The organism is Escherichia sp. KTE172 (assembly GCF_000408845.1).
Lineage (GTDB): Bacteria > Pseudomonadota > Gammaproteobacteria > Enterobacterales > Enterobacteriaceae > Escherichia > Escherichia coli.
In genome coordinates, this window is the sequence record NZ_KE137316.1 from 358,068 (window position 1) to 374,268 (window position 16,201).

Sequence of the window (16,201 nt, forward strand, 5' to 3'; positions counted from 1 at the left end):
ATTTTTTTAACTGGCCTGTCAGGCAGTGGTGCGTTTTTCTACCGCTATTGAGGTAGGTCAATTTGCGCAGGCGGATTATTTTGTGGCAAACACGTGTTCTTTTTGATTTCGCGCAAAAAGATTCAGAATTTTGCTGTTAGTTTCCTCGCGCAGTAATACCCCTGAAAAAAGAGGAAAGCAATGGACGTCAGTCGCAGACAATTTTTTAAAATCTGCGCGGGCGGTATGGCTGGAACAACGGTAGCGGCATTGGGCTTTGCCCCGAAGCAAGCACTGGCTCAGGCGCGAAACTATAAATTATTACGCGCGAAAGAGATCCGTAACACCTGCACATACTGTTCCGTAGGTTGCGGGCTATTGATGTATAGCCTGGGTGATGGCGCGAAAAACGCCAGAGAAGCGATTTATCACATTGAAGGTGACCCGGATCATCCGGTAAGCCGTGGTGCGCTGTGCCCGAAAGGGGCCGGTTTGCTGGATTACGTCAACAGCGAAAACCGTCTGCGCTACCCGGAATATCGTGCGCCAGGTTCTGACAAATGGCAGCGCATTAGCTGGGATGAAGCATTCTCCCGTATTGCGAAGCTGATGAAAGCTGACCGTGACGCTAACTTTATTGAAAAGAACGAGCAGGGCGTAACGGTAAACCGTTGGCTTTCTACCGGTATGCTGTGTGCCTCCGGTGCCAGCAACGAAACCGGGATGCTGACTCAAAAATTTGCCCGCTCCCTCGGGATGCTGGCGGTAGACAACCAGGCGCGCGTCTGACACGGACCAACGGTAGCAAGTCTTGCTCCAACATTTGGTCGCGGTGCGATGACCAACCACTGGGTGGATATCAAAAACGCTAACGTCGTGATGGTGATGGGCGGTAACGCTGCTGAAGCGCATCCCGTCGGTTTCCGCTGGGCGATGGAAGCGAAAAACAACAACGATGCAACCTTGATCGTTGTCGATCCCCGTTTTACGCGTACCGCTTCTGTGGCGGATATTTACGCACCTATTCGTTCCGGTACGGACATTACGTTCCTGTCTGGCGTTTTGCGCTACCTGATCGAAAACAACAAAATCAACGCCGAATACGTTAAGCATTACACCAACGCCAGCCTGCTGGTGCGTGATGATTTTGCTTTCGAAGATGGCCTGTTCAGCGGTTATGACGCTGAAAAACGCCAGTACGATAAATCGTCCTGGAACTATCAGTTCGATGAAAACGGCTATGCGAAACGCGATGAAACACTGACTCATCCGCGCTGTGTGTGGAACTTGCTGAAAGAGCACGTTTCCCGCTACACGCCGGACGTCGTTGAAAACATCTGCGGTACGCCAAAAGCAGACTTCCTGAAAGTGTGTGAAGTGCTGGCCTCCACCAGCGCGCCGGATCGCACAACCACCTTCCTGTACGCGCTGGGCTGGACGCAGCACACCGTGGGTGCGCAGAACATCCGCACCATGGCGATGATCCAATTGCTGCTCGGTAACATGGGTATGGCTGGTGGCGGCGTGAACGCATTGCGTGGTCACTCCAACATTCAGGGCCTGACCGACTTAGGTCTGCTCTCAACCAGCCTGCCGGGTTATCTGACGCTGCCGTCAGAAAAACAGGTTGATTTGCAGTCGTATCTGGAAGCGAATACGCCGAAAGCGACGCTGGCTGATCAGGTGAACTACTGGAGCAACTATCCGAAGTTCTTCGTTAGCCTGATGAAATCTTTCTACGGTGATGCTGCACAGAAAGAGAACAACTGGGGCTATGACTGGCTGCCGAAGTGGGACCAGACCTACGACGTCATCAAGTATTTCAACATGATGGATGAAGGCAAAGTCACCGGTTATTTCTGCCAGGGCTTTAACCCGGTTGCGTCCTTCCCGGACAAAAACAAAGTGGTGAGCTGCCTGAGCAAGCTGAAGTACATGGTGGTTATCGATCCGCTGGTGACTGAAACCTCTACCTTCTGGCAGAACCACGGCGAGTCGAACGATGTCGATCCGGCGTCCATTCAGACTGAAGTATTCCGTCTGCCTTCGACCTGCTTTGCTGAAGAAGATGGTTCTATTGCTAACTCCGGTCGCTGGTTGCAGTGGCACTGGAAAGGTCAGGACGCGCCGGGCGAAGCGCGTAACGACGGCGAAATTCTGGCGGGTATCTACCATCATCTGCGCGAGCTGTACCAGGCCGAAGGTGGTAAAGGCGTAGAACCGCTGATGAAGATGAGCTGGAACTACAAGCAGCCGCACGAACCGCAATCTGACGAAGTAGCTAAAGAGAACAACGGCTACGCGCTGGAAGATCTCTATGATGCCAATGGCGTGCTGATTGCGAAGAAAGGTCAGTTGCTGAGTAGCTTTGCGCATCTGCGTGATGACGGTACAACCGCATCTTCTTGCTGGATCTACACCGGTAGCTGGACAGAGCAGGGCAACCAGATGGCTAACCGCGATAACTCCGACCCGTCCGGTCTGGGGAATACGCTGGGATGGGCCTGGGCGTGGCCGCTCAACCGTCGCGTACTCTACAACCGTGCTTCGGCGGATATCAACGGTAAACCGTGGGATCCGAAACGGATGCTGATCCAGTGGAACGGCAGCAAGTGGACGGGTAACGATATTCCGGACTTCGGCAATGCCGCGCCAGGTACACCAACCGGACCGTTTATCATGCAGCCGGAAGGGATGGGACGCCTGTTTGCCATCAACAAAATGGCGGAAGGTCCGTTCCCGGAACACTACGAGCCAATCGAAACGCCGCTGGGCACTAACCCGCTGCATCCGAACGTGGTGTCTAACCCGGTTGTTCGTCTGTATGAACAAGACGCGCTGCGGATGGGTAAAAAAGAGCAGTTCCCGTATGTGGGTACGACCTATCGTCTGACCGAGCACTTCCACACCTGGACCAAGCACGCGTTGCTCAACGCAATTGCTCAGCCGGAACAGTTTGTGGAAATCAGCGAAACGCTGGCGGCGGCGAAAGGCATTAATAATGGCGATCGTGTCACTGTCTCAAGCAAGCGTGGATTTATCCGCGCGGTGGCGGTGGTAACGCGCCGTCTGAAACCGCTGAATGTAAACGGTCAGCAGGTTGAAACGGTGGGTATTCCAATCCACTGGGGCTTTGAGGGTGTCGCGCGTAAAGGTTATATCGCTAACACTCTGACGCCGAATGTCGGTGATGCAAACTCGCAAACGCCGGAATATAAAGCGTTCTTAGTCAACATCGAGAAGGCGTAAGGGGGCGAACAGATGGCTATGGAAACGCAGGACATTATCAAAAGGTCCGCAACTAACTCCATCACGCCGCCTTCTCAGGTGCGTGATTACAAAGCAGAAGTCGCGAAACTTATCGACGTTTCCACCTGTATCGGTTGTAAAGCCTGTCAGGTGGCGTGTTCGGAGTGGAACGACATCCGTGATGAAGTGGGGCACTGCATCGGGGTTTACGATAACCCCGCCGATCTGAGCGCCAAGTCCTGGACGGTGATGCGCTTTAGCGAAACCGAACAGAACGGCAAGCTGGAGTGGCTGATCCGTAAAGACGGCTGTATGCACTGTGAAGATCCGGGCTGCCTGAAGGCGTGCCCGTCTGCTGGTGCAATCATTCAGTACGCTAACGGGATTGTCGATTTCCAGTCGGAAAACTGCATCGGCTGTGGTTACTGCATTGCCGGGTGTCCGTTTAATATTCCGCGCCTCAACAAAGAGGATAACCGGGTATATAAATGCACGCTCTGCGTCGATCGCGTCAGCGTCGGCCAGGAACCGGCTTGTGTGAAAACCTGTCCGACCGGGGCTATCCACTTCGGCACCAAGAAGGAGATGCTGGAGCTGGCGGAACAGCGCGTGGCGAAACTGAAAGCGCGTGGTTACGAACATGCTGGCGTCTACAACCCGGAAGGGGTCGGTGGTACGCACGTTATGTACGTGCTGCATCACGCCGATCAGCCGGAGCTGTATCACGGTCTGCCGAAAGATCCGAAGATCGACACCTCGGTAAGCCTGTGGAAAGGCGCGCTGAAACCGCTGGCAGCGGCTGGCTTTATTGCCACTTTTGCCGGGTTGATTTTCCACTACATCGGTATTGGCCCGAATAAGGAAGTGGACGATGACGAGGAGGATCATCATGAGTAAGTCGAAAATGATTGTGCGCACCAAATTTATTGATCGCGCCTGTCACTGGACCGTGGTGATTTGCTTCTTCCTGGTGGCGCTGTCCGGGATTTCGTTCTTCTTCCCGACGCTGCAATGGCTGACGCAAACCTTCGGTACGCCGCAGATGGGACGCATTTTGCACCCGTTCTTCGGCATTGCGATTTTCGTCGCGCTGATGTTTATGTTTGTGCGTTTTGTGCATCACAACATCCCGGATAAGAAAGATATTCCGTGGCTGTTGAACATTGTCGAAGTATTAAAAGGCAATGAGCACAAAGTGGCGGATGTCGGTAAGTACAACGCCGGGCAAAAGATGATGTTCTGGTCGATCATGAGCATGATTTTCGTGCTGCTGGTGACCGGGGTGATTATCTGGCGTCCGTACTTTGCGCAGTACTTCCCGATACAGGTTGTCCGTTATAGCCTGCTGATCCACGCGGCTGCGGGTATCATCCTGATCCACGCCATCCTGATCCATATGTATATGGCATTCTGGGTGAAAGGATCGATTAAAGGGATGATCGAAGGAAAGGTGAGCCGTCGCTGGGCGAAGAAACACCATCCACGCTGGTATCGTGAAATCGAGAAGGCAGAAGCGAAAAAAGAGAGTGAAGAAGGGATATAATCTCTTTTGAACTTTAAGCTGAAAATGGCGCTGTAAAAGGCGTCATTTTCATATTGTAGACAACGTAGGCTTTGTTCATGCCGGATGCGGCGTGACGCCTTATCCGGCCTACAAACCCTTCAAATCCAATAGATTGCAGTGAACTTGTAGGCCTGATAAGCGTAGCGCATCAGGCAATGTTGCGTTTGTCATCAGTTCTAAATGGCGCTTTATAAAGTGCCATTTTTTTATTGCGTAACCAGACGGCGTAATCGCGACACATCCACCGTTTTTTCAGCCTCTGCCAGACTCCAGGCGTTTTGCAGATTCAGCCACATTTGCGGCGAACTGCCGATCACCACGGAAAGTTTAATTGCCATTTCTGGCGTCAAAGCTGCTTTTCCGGTCAGCAATCGGCTTGCCGTTGAGGGCGCAATTTCCATTGCTCTGGCAAACTCGCGCAGGCTGACATTAAGTTCGTCCAGTGATTCCTGAATAATGTCCCCCGGGCGGGGATGATTGGCCATTTTCATCAGTGATAGTCCTCGTAATCCAGTATGTATGCATCGCCATTGACGAATTCAAATGTGATTCGCCAGTTGCCCGAGACAGATATCGCCCAAATTCCATCGCGATCGCCGCTTAACGGGTGTAGTCGGTAACCGGGCATATCGATATCAGCAAGACAGCTTGCCGCATCAATCACAGCAAGTCGATGGCGTAATCGTTTGACTTGCGTCGGTATAACGCCGGAGGTTTTGCCGAGAAGAAACAAGTCACGCAATCCCTTGTGTCTGAAATTCATTATCATCTCTTCATCCTTGTTCCCTCGAAAGGAACACTATCACTATTGTTCCGTGCAGCGCAACAAATTTCGCTACGTTTTCGCGAATTGTGAGGGGAAAGATGGGGGAGGAAAAGAAGAAGAGTGAAATTGCGGAAAGCGTCTCGCAAAACAGGCTGCGACCCGAACATGGCAGTCGCAGCAAAGGCTTCTTAGCGGCGGAAATCAATCACCATACGGCCACGGATTTTGCCTTCTTCCATCTCAGTAAAGATGGTGTTGATGTCCGCTAACGGACGCAGGGCGACTTTCGGCACCACTTTGCCTTCGGCGGCAAACTGGAAGGCTTCGGTGAGATCCTGGCGCGTGCCGACCAGCGAACCGACCACTTCAATACCATCCAGCACCAGCCGTGGGATATCCAGGCTCATAGACTCCGGCGGCAGACCGACTGCCACAACACGCCCGCCTGCACGAACGGCATCGACCGCAGAGTTAAACGCAGCTTTAGCTACCGCTGTCACCACCGCAGCGTGTGCACCACCGGTTTTCTCCTGCACAATTTTGGCGGCGTCTTCGGTGCGTGAGTTAATCGCTAAATCTGCACCCATTTCGGTTGCCAGTTTCAACTGCTCATCATTGACATCAATGGCGATCACTTTGGCGTTAAAGACATTCTTCGCGTATTGCAGGGCGAGGTTACCCAGACCGCCAAGACCGTAGATAGCAATCCACTGCCCTGGACGAATTTTTGACAGCTTAACGGCTTTGTAGGTGGTGACCCCCGCACAGGTAATGCTGCTGGCCGCCGCCGAGTCCAGACCATCTGGCACTTTTACCGCGTAATCGGCGACCACGATGCACTCTTCCGCCATCCCGCCATCAACGCTGTATCCGGCATTTTTAACTGAACGGCAGAGCGTTTCGTTACCACTGTTACAGTATTCGCAATGACCGCATCCTTCGTAAAACCACGCCACGCTGGCACGATCGCCTGGTTTTAATGAGGTGACACCTGGGCCAACTTCTGCCACCACACCGATGCCTTCATGGCCCAGAATTACGCCGGTTTTGTCACCAAAATCGCCATTCTTAACATGAAGATCGGTGTGACATACACCACAACACTCCATTTTCAGCAGGGCTTCGCCATGTTTCAGTGAGCGCAGTGTTTTATCCGTAACGTCAACATGATGATCCTTCGTAACAACTGCAGCCTTCATAGTTCCTCCTTTTCGGATGATGTTCTGCATAGCAGGTGAGGCAAATGAGATTTATTCGCCACTACCCAGTATGGATGAGATCTGAAAAAGGGAGAGGGAAATTGCCCGGTAGCCTTCACTACCGGGCGCAGGCTTAGATGGAGGTACGGCGGTAGTCGCGGTATTCGGCCTGCCAGAAATTATCATCAATGGCCTGTTGCAGAGCTTCGGCGGAGGTTTTCACCGCCACGCCTTGCTGCTGCGCCATTTTGCCAACCGCAAAGGCAATTGCGCGGGAGACTTTCTGAATATCTTTCAGTTCCGGTAGTACCAGACCTTCGCCGTTCAGGACCAGCGGCGAATACTGAGCAAGCGTTTCACTTGCCGACATCAGCATCTCATCGGTGATACGTGACGCGCCGGAAGCAATAACGCCCAGCCCGATGCCCGGGAAAATAAAGGCGTTGTTACACTGGGCGATAGGGTAGATTTTATCTTTCCATACCACTGGGTTAAACGGACTGCCAGTGGCGACCAGCGCGTTACCTTCAGTCCAGGCGATAATGTCCTGCGGTGTGGCTTCCACGCGTGAAGTCGGGTTAGACAGCGGCATCACGATCGGACGCGGACAGTGTTTATGCATCTCACGGATGATCTCTTCCGTAAACAGCCCGGTCTGTCCTGAGACGCCAATCAGAATATCTGGTTTTACATTACGCACCACATCCAGCAGTGACAGCACATCGCTGTCGGTATCCCAGTCACTGAGGTTTTCGCGTTTCTGCACCAGTTTGGTCTGGAAAGGCAGCAGGTTCGGCATCTTGTCGGTCAGCAGGCCAAAGCGATCGACCATAAAGACTTTCTGCCGCGCCGCTTCCTCGCTTAATCCTTCGCGCTGGGTCTGGGCGATGATCATTTCGGCAATGCCGCATCCCGCTGAACCTGCGCCAAGGAAGACGATTTTTTTCTCGCTCAGTTGACCACCCGCCGCGCGGCTGGCTGCGATCAGTGTGCCGACCGTTACCGCCGCGGTGCCCTGAATGTCATCGTTAAAAGAACAAATTTCATTGCGATAGCGGTTAAGTAACGGCATCGCATTTTTTTGTGCGAAGTCTTCAAACTGCAACAGCACGTCCGGCCAGCGTTGTTTCACAGCCTGGATAAATTCATCAACGAATTCATAGTATTCGTCGTCAGTGATACGCGGATTACGCCAGCCCATATACAGCGGATCGTTAAGCAGCTGTTGGTTGTTCGTTCCGACATCCAGCACCACCGGAAGGGTATACGCCGGGCTGATGCCGCCACAAGCGGTATAGAGCGACAGTTTACCGATCGGAATGCCCATCCCGCCGATGCCCTGGTCACCAAGCCCCAGAATACGTTCGCCGTCAGTCACCACAATCACTTTAATATTATGGTTCGGCACGTTTTGCAGAATATCGTCCATATTGTGGCGGTTCTGGTAAGAGATAAACACGCCGCGTGAACGGCGGTAGATCTCAGAAAAACGCTCACAGGCTGCGCCGACGGTTGGGGTATAAATAACAGGCATCATCTCATCAAGATGATTGTTTACCAGACGGTAGAAGAGGGTTTCGTTAGTGTCCTGGATGTTACGCAGGTAGATGTGTTTGTCGATTTCGGTTTTGAATCCCTGATACTGGATCCATGCTCGTTCCGCTTGTTCTTCGATGGTTTCGACCACTTCCGGCAGTAACCCCAGCAGGTTGAAGTTACGGCGTTCTTCCATGCTGAAGGCGCTGCCTTTATTCAACAACGGAAATTCCAGCAGTACAGGGCCAGCGTAAGGAATATAAAGCGAACGCTGTTTTTTTGTTTTTGGTTCCATGTCACTCACTCTTTTTTGAATATCCATCCCTGGCACGCTTTTATCGTCTTTGCTTTACCGCCAGGGCGTCGGCCCCAAGTATAAAGCAGATAAAAACAAAAACACCATTGCGCAGGCAATGGTGTTTAATCGTCATTGAGGACTGATGGTTATGAATTACTTTTCAGCGGGGCGTTTTCTGCCGGTTGGGTTATTTACCACGCTGGATTTGTCACCTTCGGTAACTATTTTGCGCTGGTTAGAAATTTTATGGTCCAGTCCAAGAATATGACGTGCCTGACGGTTCGATTTCATTTTAACTCCTCAATCCTGTTGCTAGTTTTAAGGACAACATCGCCGTAGCGAAGAAACACGTGCTAAACCCCTAAATTAGGTTGCCGATCAAGCATAGCACCTTAAAGCGTAGGGTGCTGGCCACTGACCACATAATTGATCGTTTGCTGGTAGATATCACTGAGGATGTCGTTATCAGAAGCTTCCACCCATTTGGTCAGCTCCATGAGAATGTCATCTTCAGTGACAACACCGTGCTCTGCCCGAAGGCCTTGCTCAATGGCATTAACCAGAGCGGGTTCTGCTGTTGAATTTTCTGCCTGATAATAAGTAAACATAGCGATTCTCCGTGTCTGTGTATTTTTGGTGTCTGCTACGGATCGCAGATATATAAAGCACATTCAGCATGGCAAATATTTGCCGCTTCGTTGTTAAGATTAGTCCTGGTTGATAATTTTTATATTATAACACCATGATATTCATAGGGATTGTAATTGGGGCGATCCGATTAATATTGATACAATATCTTTTGGATTATATATTCCCCGTTATCTATTGTGGGAATTTAATTTAAGTACAGAGATAATGTTTTCGCCGGATTTTATTCGGAATATCCTGCTTATCCTCGTGCGGTTTCTCACGTAGTCTATAATTTCCTTTTTAAGCCCACAGGAGAGCAACAATGACAATCCATAAGAAAGGTCAGGCACACTGGGAAGGCGATATCAAACGCGGGAAGGGAACTGTATCCACCGAGAGCGGCGTGCTGAACCAACAGCCGTATGGATTTAACACGCGTTTTGAAGGCGAAAAAGGAACCAACCCTGAAGAACTGATTGGCGCAGCGCATGCCGCATGTTTCTCAATGGCGCTTTCATTAATGCTGGGGGAAGCGGGATTCACGCCAACATCGATTGATACCACCGCCGATGTGTCGCTGGATAAAGTGGATGCAGGTTTTGCGATTACTAAAATCGCACTGAAGAGCGAAGTTGCGGTGCCGGGTATTGATGCCTCTACTTTTGACGGCATTATCCAGAAAGCAAAAGCAGGATGCCCGGTTTCTCAGGTACTGAAAGCTGAAATTACGCTTGATTACCAGTTGAAATCGTAAAGCGTTGCCGGATGACGCGTCAGGCGCGTGATTGCCTGATGCGTTGTTAGCGTCTCTACAGCGCCCGCCAGCACCGGATCTCACGTCCGTCCTCCCTTATTGTTAATGATTGCCGGACTTCACATCCGTGGGTTGCCAGAGGGCAGCGTTCGCGGAAAAAACAGCCTTGTGGCAACGTGCGGTTTCCTGGTAGATCCGTTTTACGTAATGCCCATTCTTCCTCCAGCGGTTTATCAATGGCGGGGAGGGAATCCAGCAATAATCGGGTGTATGGATGTGCCGGAGCTGTCAGCACCTGTTGCGCGTCTCCTAGTTCCACAATCTGTCCGAGATACATCACCGCCACCCGATCGCTCATATGACGTATCACCGAGACATTGTGTGAAATCAGCACATAAGTCAGCCCGCGATTTTCCTGTAGCGTTACCAGTAAATTGAGGATCTGCGCCTGCACGGAGATATCCAGCGCCGAGGTTGGTTCATCAAGCACAATCACGTCAGGCTGCGAAGAGAGTGCTCTGGCAATGGCGATACGTTGCCGCTGCCCGCCTGAGAACGCATGAGGCAAGCGATCGAGATACTCCGGACGAATACCCACCTGCACAGCCAGCTCCTCTGCCAACGCTCGCCGCTGTTGTTCACTACTACGCTTAGCTATCCAGAGCGGTTCTGTGATGATGCGCCACACCGGTAAGCGCGGATTGAGCGAAGAGAGCGGGTCCTGAAACACCATCTGCATAATGCGTTGTGATCTTGAACGGATGTACTGCCCGTGGCTCGGTTGCAGCATACCCATTAAAAGCTGTGCGAGGGTGCTTTTGCCGCAGCCTGACTCACCGACGATCCCTAAGGTTTCACTACGACGGATCTGTAAATCAATACCATTGATGGCATGAACATGTTCCGTAGTTTTACCAAGCCAGTTTTTTCGGGCCGGGAAATTGATATGGACGTCGCGTAACGTTAATAACGTGTCAGACACTAATGACCTCCTGCTGAGGATACCAACAGGCGCAGCGGTGGTTGTTGTCACCATACGCTGTTAGCGCCGGGACGTTTTCACACTGTGCACCTGCCGCATAGCAACGATCGCGAAAAGCGCAGCCGTCAGGCAAATGGGTGAGGTTTGGTACCGTCCCCGGAATAGCGGGTAATGGCTGGCGCGGTATTCCATGTTCCGGTGCGCATTGCAGCAAACCAATGGTATACGGATGCCGGGGATGATGGATAACGTCTGCCGTCACGCCGCTCTCAATCACGCTTCCGGCATACATCACGTAAACGCTATCGCACAGTTGCGACACCACGGCCATATCATGGCTGATGAACAGTACCGCAGTTCCACTGGCGCGGGCTTTATGTTTAAGCAGACGCAGTACCTGCAACTGTACCGTGACGTCCAGCGCCGTAGTCGGTTCGTCGGCAATAATCAATTGCGGCTCGCAGGAGAATGCCAGCGCAATCATTACCCGCTGTCGCATACCACCTGAAAGCTCAAACGGATAGCGCGACATAACTTCCACGGCATCCGGGATTTGCATCTCTTCCAGCAGGGCAATCGCTTTAGCTCTGGCTTCCCGACGACTTTTTGGTTGATGATGGCGGATCACGTCCATCATCTGAAGACCTATTCGACGTGTCGGATTAAGGGCGGTCATCGGTTCCTGAAAGATCATCGCCACTCGTGCGCCGCGCCACTGACGAAGCTGTTTTTCCCGAGCGTTAAGAGCATCTTCTCCCAGCAGTGAAATATGTCCCCGATGTACGCAATAACTGCCCGTCGGTAACAGACGCATAATCAACATTGCAGTGACTGATTTACCCGAGCCGGATTCTCCCACCAGACCGACAATTTCACCGCGGTTGATTTTCAATGACACATTGTTGAGCGCGTGAACATCACCGTTAAAACCGGGGAAACTCAAATGCAGTTGTTGAATGTCCAGAACGGGTTGGGTCATGACTGCTTTCCTCCTGCTTTCGGGTCAAGCAGATCGCGAATACCATCACCAAAGAGATTAAACCCGACGGCGGTAAGCAAAATCGCTGCCCCCGGAAATGCGCAATACCACCATTGATCGAGCACATAGTTGCGACCATTCGCCACCATCGCCCCCCATTCAGCACTTGGTTGTTGAGCACCCAGGCCAATAAATCCCAACGTGGCGGCCATTAAAATCGCGCTACCGATATCCAGCGATGCCTGCACAATCAGCGGCGGCAGGGAGTTACGTAAAATATGCCAGTTGATCAGATGCCAACGCGACGCACCAAAGGTTTTCGCCGCCTGAACATAGGTATACTGGCGAACAACTAATGTTTGCCCCCGCGCCAGGCGCACATAAAAGGGAATTCGCACAATAGCAATCGCCAGCATGGCGTTAAACAAACTCGGCCCGAGAGCGGCTGCCAGTGCCATTGTCAGCACCAGCGAAGGAATCGACAGCATAATGTCCATGATGCGCATGATAATCGCGTCTGCGCGTCCGCCAAGCACACCGGATAGACACCCGAGTAGCGACCCCATCATACCTGCAATGGCGACCACCACTAATCCGGCGAGAATTGATTGCTGACTGCCGACCAGTACGCGGCTAAACAGATCGCGTCCCACTTCATCGGTGCCAAACCAGTGCGCCGCAGAAGGCGGCAAAAGGCGGGCGGTTAAATCAATGGCGTTGGGATCATGCGTCGCCAGCCACGGTGAAAAAATCATCATCAGTAGCATTAATACAATGATGACTGCGCCGGTCACGGTAAGCGGGCTGCCTTTCAGCATCCATACCAGTTTTGCACCGTTAAATCGCGTTTGTTTTGGTGGGCGCACGGCTGACGTTTCCTCGCTTAGCATCATTCACCACCTCCACGTCCGATACGCGGATCAATCCACAAATAGAGCAAATCCACCACCAGGTTGACCAGCACATAAGCAAACGAAACCACGACGGCAAATCCCATCACCGCAGGGAAGTCGAGCGCCTGTATTGATGTCACTACCCATGCCCCCATTCCGGGCCAGGCAAAAACGGTTTCGGTGAGCACTGCGCCATACAACAAATCGCCCAGCGCCAGACCCAATACGGTAATCGAAGGGATCAACGCATTGGGTAGCGCATAACATAAAACGATATACCAGCCGGGCAAGCCGCTGGCCCGGGCGGTACGAATGTAATCTTCACTCAATTGTTCCAGCATAGCTGAGCGGATCTGGCGAGCGACAATTCCCAGGTGAACGAACGCCAGCGTTAATGCCGGTAAGATGAGATGTTGCAGCGCATTGAAGAAGACTTCACCGTTGCCTTCAAGCAGCGCATCGAGCAGATAAAAGCCGGTAACGTGCGTTGGTGGATCCAGCCAGTCATCAAGCCTTCCGCCGCCGGGAAGAATTTGCAGATGACCATAAAACAGCACAATGACGCCCAGCCCAAGCCAGAACGCAGGTGTGGAGATTCCGGTAATGGCCATTATTCGCACCAGATGATCCAGCCAGCGATTTCGCCAGACTGCAGAGAGTATGCCCAGCGGGATGCCAATCAGGAGTGCCAGCAGCAGGGCACAAAAAGCCAGTTCCAGCGTCGCCGGGAAAAATATACGCAACTCTTCCAGCACCGGACGCCCGGTACGAATGGATGTTCCCAGGTCACCCTGAAACAGGTCGCTGACGTAGCGGTAAAACTGTACGTACAGTGGCTGGTCCAGTCCCAGTTGCTGGCGAATATTATCCACGATAGCATCGCTGGCGCGGTCACCCGCCAGTAACCGCGCCGGATCGCCGGGGATCAGGTGCGAGATAATAAACGTTATCACACAGACGCCCGCCACCACGAGCACCAGCCCCCAGCAGCGTTGGCGTAAAATACTCCAGAAGGTCACGTTATTTACTCATGGTATTGATATTGAAGACCTGTTCCAGCATGGGATTGAACACAAAACCTTTCACCTCTTTGTTCATCGCCAGTTGGTAGTTTTTCTGGAACAGGTACACATAAGCAGCGTCATCAATGACGATTTTCTGTGCCTGCTGGTAGTCCCGAGTACGCTGCGTCTGGTCGGTGGTCGCTAGCGCATTGCGCAGTAACTTATCGACCTCACTGTTTTCATAGAACGAGCGGTTACCCGGCAGACCTTTTTTGTCTGACTCAAACCAGTAATTCATAAACATATACGGGTCGGCAAAATCCGGACTCCAGTTGCCAATCGCAATGTCATAATCACCTTTTCCCACTCTGTCGCGCATGGTGGCGTTCGCCAGCTTTTCCAGCTTCACGTTGATGCCCAGCTTGTTGAGACTGGATTGTGTCGCCAGAGCAATAGGCTCCCAGTTCGGATCATTATCAGAATAGAGAAACGTCAGGCTGGTGGGTTTGCTCGTCACTTTATCCCATTCGGCTTTGGCTTTCGTTTCGTCATGGTTGTATTGCATTGCCGTCGCATCGTATCCCCACATGCCTTCCGGAATCGGGCCGCGCATTTGTTTTCCGTTACCACTCAGAATGCCGTTAACCATACCCTGATAATCGGTAGACCAGGAAATGGCCCGACGCAGATCCGCCTGATTAAGTGGCGCTTTGCTGTTATTCAGATACAGATAGGTGACGCGCAGTGACGGATACTCTGCCACATTGACTTTGTTTTCCTGCTTCAGTGCGTTGAGTTGATCCACCGGCAGCGCATCGGCAATGTCAATGTCGCCACGGGAGAGCTGCAGGCGACGGGAAGCACTTTCACCGATAATTTTTACCGATACCCGTTTGAAATTCGGTTTATTGCCGGGGTAATGCGGATTTGGCACCAGAACTAATTGCTGACCTTTTTGCCAGCTTTTCAGCATAAACGGTCCGGAGCCAGCGGTATTTTGCGCGAGGAAACCACGGGCATCATCCGCCGCATGCTCCTTTAAGACCGCCGGATTGATAATGGATGCACCGTCATTCGCCAGCGTGTAGAGGAACGGTGCGAATGGCTGGCTAAGGGTAAACCTCACTGTATGTTCGTCGGGAGCATCAATCTTTAAATCTTTGGGAAATGCTTCTGCTGGCCCCTGGCCGATTTTTAGTAACCGCTCAAAAGAGAGTTTTACTGCTTCGGCAGTGACAGGAGTGCCATCGGCAAATTTAGCATTATCCTTCAGGGTGAATGTCCACTCTTTTTGATCGTCAGACGCTTTCCAGCTACTCGCCAGATCGCCTTCAACGTCGGTTGAGCCTTTATCACCGTCCGTTTTGTACTGAACCAGTCGCTGATAAGACGGGTAGGTCACTGTCCAGTCGTTATTATCAATTGTCACCGCTGGGTCGAGGGTTTGTGGGTCGGCAGCTTTACCGATCACCAGCATATCTTTCGGTACGGCGGCGTGCGCAACCGGCATTGTTGTGGCAAGGACGATCGCGAGCAATGTAGGACGAAACGAAATCGATCTCTTCATGACAGTTTCCTGATTAACTGGCGTGCTGTGTGCCAGGGGATATAAAACAGGTGAATTGATCAGCGAGTAGTGGGTAACTCGCTGCCTGGGGTAATTCGAAGTGCCACCATTCGCTCGGGATACCGACAAAGCCACCGCCAGTCATAATCGCATTCAGCAACAGCCGATTGCGCTGAGCGGCGGGCGGGACGGAAGGGTGATAAGCATGGGAACGTTCGTGCATTTCATCAAACTCTGCACCCATATCCAGTATGTTCCCGTGCTCATCACGAAGCGTCAGGTCGATCGCCGTGCCACGGCTGTGATTAGAACCGACCGTCACATCAACAACATATTGCGGGTCTGGGCAGGCTTGCCACAACATCGCCTGTGCTTGTTGTGGGCGATACGCATCGTAAATCACCAGTTGTAAGCCTGACAGCTGGGCGATACTGATACTTTTCGCCAGCGCGGTAATCGCATCCTTGTGTAACAGACAACGCGCTTGCTGATAAATAGCTTTACCTGTGATGTTATCAGCGCAGGCGTATTTCAATTCGATCTCCAGATCAGGGAAGATCACGGCTAAATCAACCAGTTCGGTGGTATCTGACATAAACGGTTCCTGTATAAGACAAAAATTGCTGCGCTTTCCGCTTATGCAGATCTCATGCCACGCCGGGATAAGCGCCAGAATGCTGGCTTAAAGTTATATTTTTTAACTTTTGATCAACATTTGTGCAGCGTAGTGCAGTTTTGGTGCAAGAGGGGAAGTTAAGGAAGGAATCTCCCGGAATCGTAGCTGAAATCACAGTATTTAAG

16 protein-coding genes are annotated in these 16,201 nt (G+C 51.9%); 4 read left to right on the forward strand and 12 right to left on the reverse strand.

The genetic code is table 11. The features are described from left to right. Positions 1–180: 180 nt before the first annotated feature. The 3 genes from fdnG to fdnI are packed head-to-tail and all read left to right on the forward strand — an operon-like array spanning position 181 to position 4,771. Positions 181–3,228, forward strand: a complete 3,048-nt coding sequence (gene fdnG / locus G434_RS21875; protein ID WP_012602782.1) for a formate dehydrogenase-N subunit alpha — start codon at positions 181–183, stop codon at positions 3,226–3,228. Between the two features lie 12 nt (positions 3,229–3,240). Beyond that, entirely contained in the window at positions 3,241–4,125 is an 885-nt protein-coding gene (gene fdnH, locus G434_RS21870) for a formate dehydrogenase N subunit beta (protein ID WP_001240565.1), read from the forward strand. Continuing rightward, on the forward strand, positions 4,118–4,771 hold the full coding sequence (gene fdnI, locus G434_RS21865) for a formate dehydrogenase-N subunit gamma (RefSeq protein WP_000045646.1): 654 nt from the start codon (positions 4,118–4,120) through the stop codon (positions 4,769–4,771). Before fdnH ends, fdnI begins: the two co-directional genes overlap by 8 nt. A 227-nt stretch (positions 4,772–4,998) precedes the next feature. Here fdnI and G434_RS21860 read toward each other — a convergent pair whose 3' ends face one another. The 6 genes from G434_RS21860 to bdm form a co-directional block, all read right to left on the reverse strand. Beyond that, positions 4,999–5,283 (reverse strand): HigA family addiction module antitoxin, encoded by a 285-nt coding sequence (locus G434_RS21860; protein WP_000781370.1) that lies wholly within the window; start codon positions 5,281–5,283, stop codon positions 4,999–5,001. Further along, the gene (locus G434_RS21855) at positions 5,283–5,561 is read right to left on the reverse strand and encodes a type II toxin-antitoxin system RelE/ParE family toxin (protein WP_000605676.1); all 279 of its coding nucleotides are present in this window, start codon (positions 5,559–5,561) and stop codon (positions 5,283–5,285) included. Before G434_RS21855 ends, G434_RS21860 begins: the two co-directional genes overlap by 1 nt. 185 nt (positions 5,562–5,746) lie before the next feature. Continuing rightward, positions 5,747–6,757, reverse strand: coding sequence for an alcohol dehydrogenase AdhP (adhP, locus tag G434_RS21850; RefSeq protein WP_000642407.1), 1,011 nt, complete (start codon positions 6,755–6,757; stop codon positions 5,747–5,749). Between the two features lie 133 nt (positions 6,758–6,890). After that, complete coding sequence (gene maeA, locus G434_RS21845) at positions 6,891–8,588, reverse strand: malate dehydrogenase (protein ID WP_000433464.1); 1,698 nt, start codon at positions 8,586–8,588, stop codon at positions 6,891–6,893. A gap of 156 nt (positions 8,589–8,744) precedes the next feature. Next, complete coding sequence (gene sra, locus G434_RS21840) at positions 8,745–8,882, reverse strand: stationary-phase-induced ribosome-associated protein (protein WP_000841554.1); 138 nt, start codon at positions 8,880–8,882, stop codon at positions 8,745–8,747. A gap of 101 nt (positions 8,883–8,983) precedes the next feature. Beyond that, positions 8,984–9,199: a biofilm-dependent modulation protein gene (gene bdm / locus G434_RS21835; protein ID WP_000495766.1), complete on the reverse strand. Its 216-nt coding sequence runs from the start codon at positions 9,197–9,199 to the stop codon at positions 8,984–8,986. A 344-nt stretch (positions 9,200–9,543) separates the two neighbouring features. On the opposite strand from bdm, the gene osmC reads away from it, so the two are divergent. Beyond that, positions 9,544–9,975, forward strand: a complete 432-nt coding sequence (gene osmC, locus G434_RS21830) for a peroxiredoxin OsmC (protein ID WP_000152305.1) — start codon at positions 9,544–9,546, stop codon at positions 9,973–9,975. 55 nt (positions 9,976–10,030) lie between these two features. Here osmC and G434_RS21825 read toward each other — a convergent pair whose 3' ends face one another. The 6 genes from G434_RS21825 to ddpX are packed head-to-tail and all read right to left on the reverse strand — an operon-like array spanning position 10,031 to position 15,995. After that, a complete protein-coding gene (locus G434_RS21825) occupies positions 10,031–10,957 on the reverse strand; it encodes an oligopeptide/dipeptide ABC transporter ATP-binding protein (RefSeq protein WP_001285562.1) in 927 nt (308 codons plus the stop codon). Continuing rightward, the gene (locus G434_RS21820) at positions 10,950–11,936 is read right to left on the reverse strand and encodes an ABC transporter ATP-binding protein (protein ID WP_000193511.1); all 987 of its coding nucleotides are present in this window, start codon (positions 11,934–11,936) and stop codon (positions 10,950–10,952) included. Before G434_RS21820 ends, G434_RS21825 begins: the two co-directional genes overlap by 8 nt. Continuing rightward, positions 11,933–12,829 (reverse strand): D,D-dipeptide ABC transporter permease, encoded by an 897-nt coding sequence (gene ddpC / locus G434_RS21815; RefSeq protein ID WP_000979593.1) that lies wholly within the window; start codon positions 12,827–12,829, stop codon positions 11,933–11,935. Before ddpC ends, G434_RS21820 begins: the two co-directional genes overlap by 4 nt. Then, positions 12,826–13,848 carry an ABC transporter permease gene (locus tag G434_RS21810; protein WP_000145091.1) on the reverse strand — a complete coding sequence of 341 codons (1,023 nt, stop codon included), beginning with the start codon at positions 13,846–13,848 and terminating at the stop codon, positions 12,826–12,828. The genes ddpC and G434_RS21810 overlap by 4 nt, the downstream gene beginning before the upstream one ends. A gap of 1 nt (position 13,849) precedes the next feature. Next, on the reverse strand, positions 13,850–15,400 hold the full coding sequence (locus G434_RS21805) for an ABC transporter substrate-binding protein (RefSeq protein WP_000830536.1): 1,551 nt from the start codon (positions 15,398–15,400) through the stop codon (positions 13,850–13,852). 13 nt (positions 15,401–15,413) lie between these two features. Beyond that, positions 15,414–15,995 (reverse strand): D-alanyl-D-alanine dipeptidase, encoded by a 582-nt coding sequence (gene ddpX, locus G434_RS21800; RefSeq protein ID WP_001285826.1) that lies wholly within the window; start codon positions 15,993–15,995, stop codon positions 15,414–15,416. Positions 15,996–16,201: the final 206 nt, after the last annotated feature.

Coding starts and splice junctions, on each gene's coding strand:
- fdnH (WP_001240565.1), top strand. CDS start 3,241: ATGGCTATGGAAACGCAGGACATTATCAAAAGGTCCGCAACTAACTCC.
- fdnI (WP_000045646.1), top strand. CDS start 4,118: ATGAGTAAGTCGAAAATGATTGTGCGCACCAAATTTATTGATCGCGCC.
- G434_RS21860 (WP_000781370.1), bottom strand. CDS start 5,283: ATGAAAATGGCCAATCATCCCCGCCCGGGGGACATTATTCAGGAATCA.
- G434_RS21855 (WP_000605676.1), bottom strand. CDS start 5,561: ATGATAATGAATTTCAGACACAAGGGATTGCGTGACTTGTTTCTTCTC.
- adhP (WP_000642407.1), bottom strand. CDS start 6,757: ATGAAGGCTGCAGTTGTTACGAAGGATCATCATGTTGACGTTACGGAT.
- maeA (WP_000433464.1), bottom strand. CDS start 8,588: ATGGAACCAAAAACAAAAAAACAGCGTTCGCTTTATATTCCTTACGCT.
- sra (WP_000841554.1), bottom strand. CDS start 8,882: ATGAAATCGAACCGTCAGGCACGTCATATTCTTGGACTGGACCATAAA.
- bdm (WP_000495766.1), bottom strand. CDS start 9,199: ATGTTTACTTATTATCAGGCAGAAAATTCAACAGCAGAACCCGCTCTG.
- osmC (WP_000152305.1), top strand. CDS start 9,544: ATGACAATCCATAAGAAAGGTCAGGCACACTGGGAAGGCGATATCAAA.
- G434_RS21820 (WP_000193511.1), bottom strand. CDS start 11,936: ATGACCCAACCCGTTCTGGACATTCAACAACTGCATTTGAGTTTCCCC.
- ddpC (WP_000979593.1), bottom strand. CDS start 12,829: ATGATGCTAAGCGAGGAAACGTCAGCCGTGCGCCCACCAAAACAAACG.
- G434_RS21805 (WP_000830536.1), bottom strand. CDS start 15,400: ATGAAGAGATCGATTTCGTTTCGTCCTACATTGCTCGCGATCGTCCTT.
- ddpX (WP_001285826.1), bottom strand. CDS start 15,995: ATGTCAGATACCACCGAACTGGTTGATTTAGCCGTGATCTTCCCTGAT.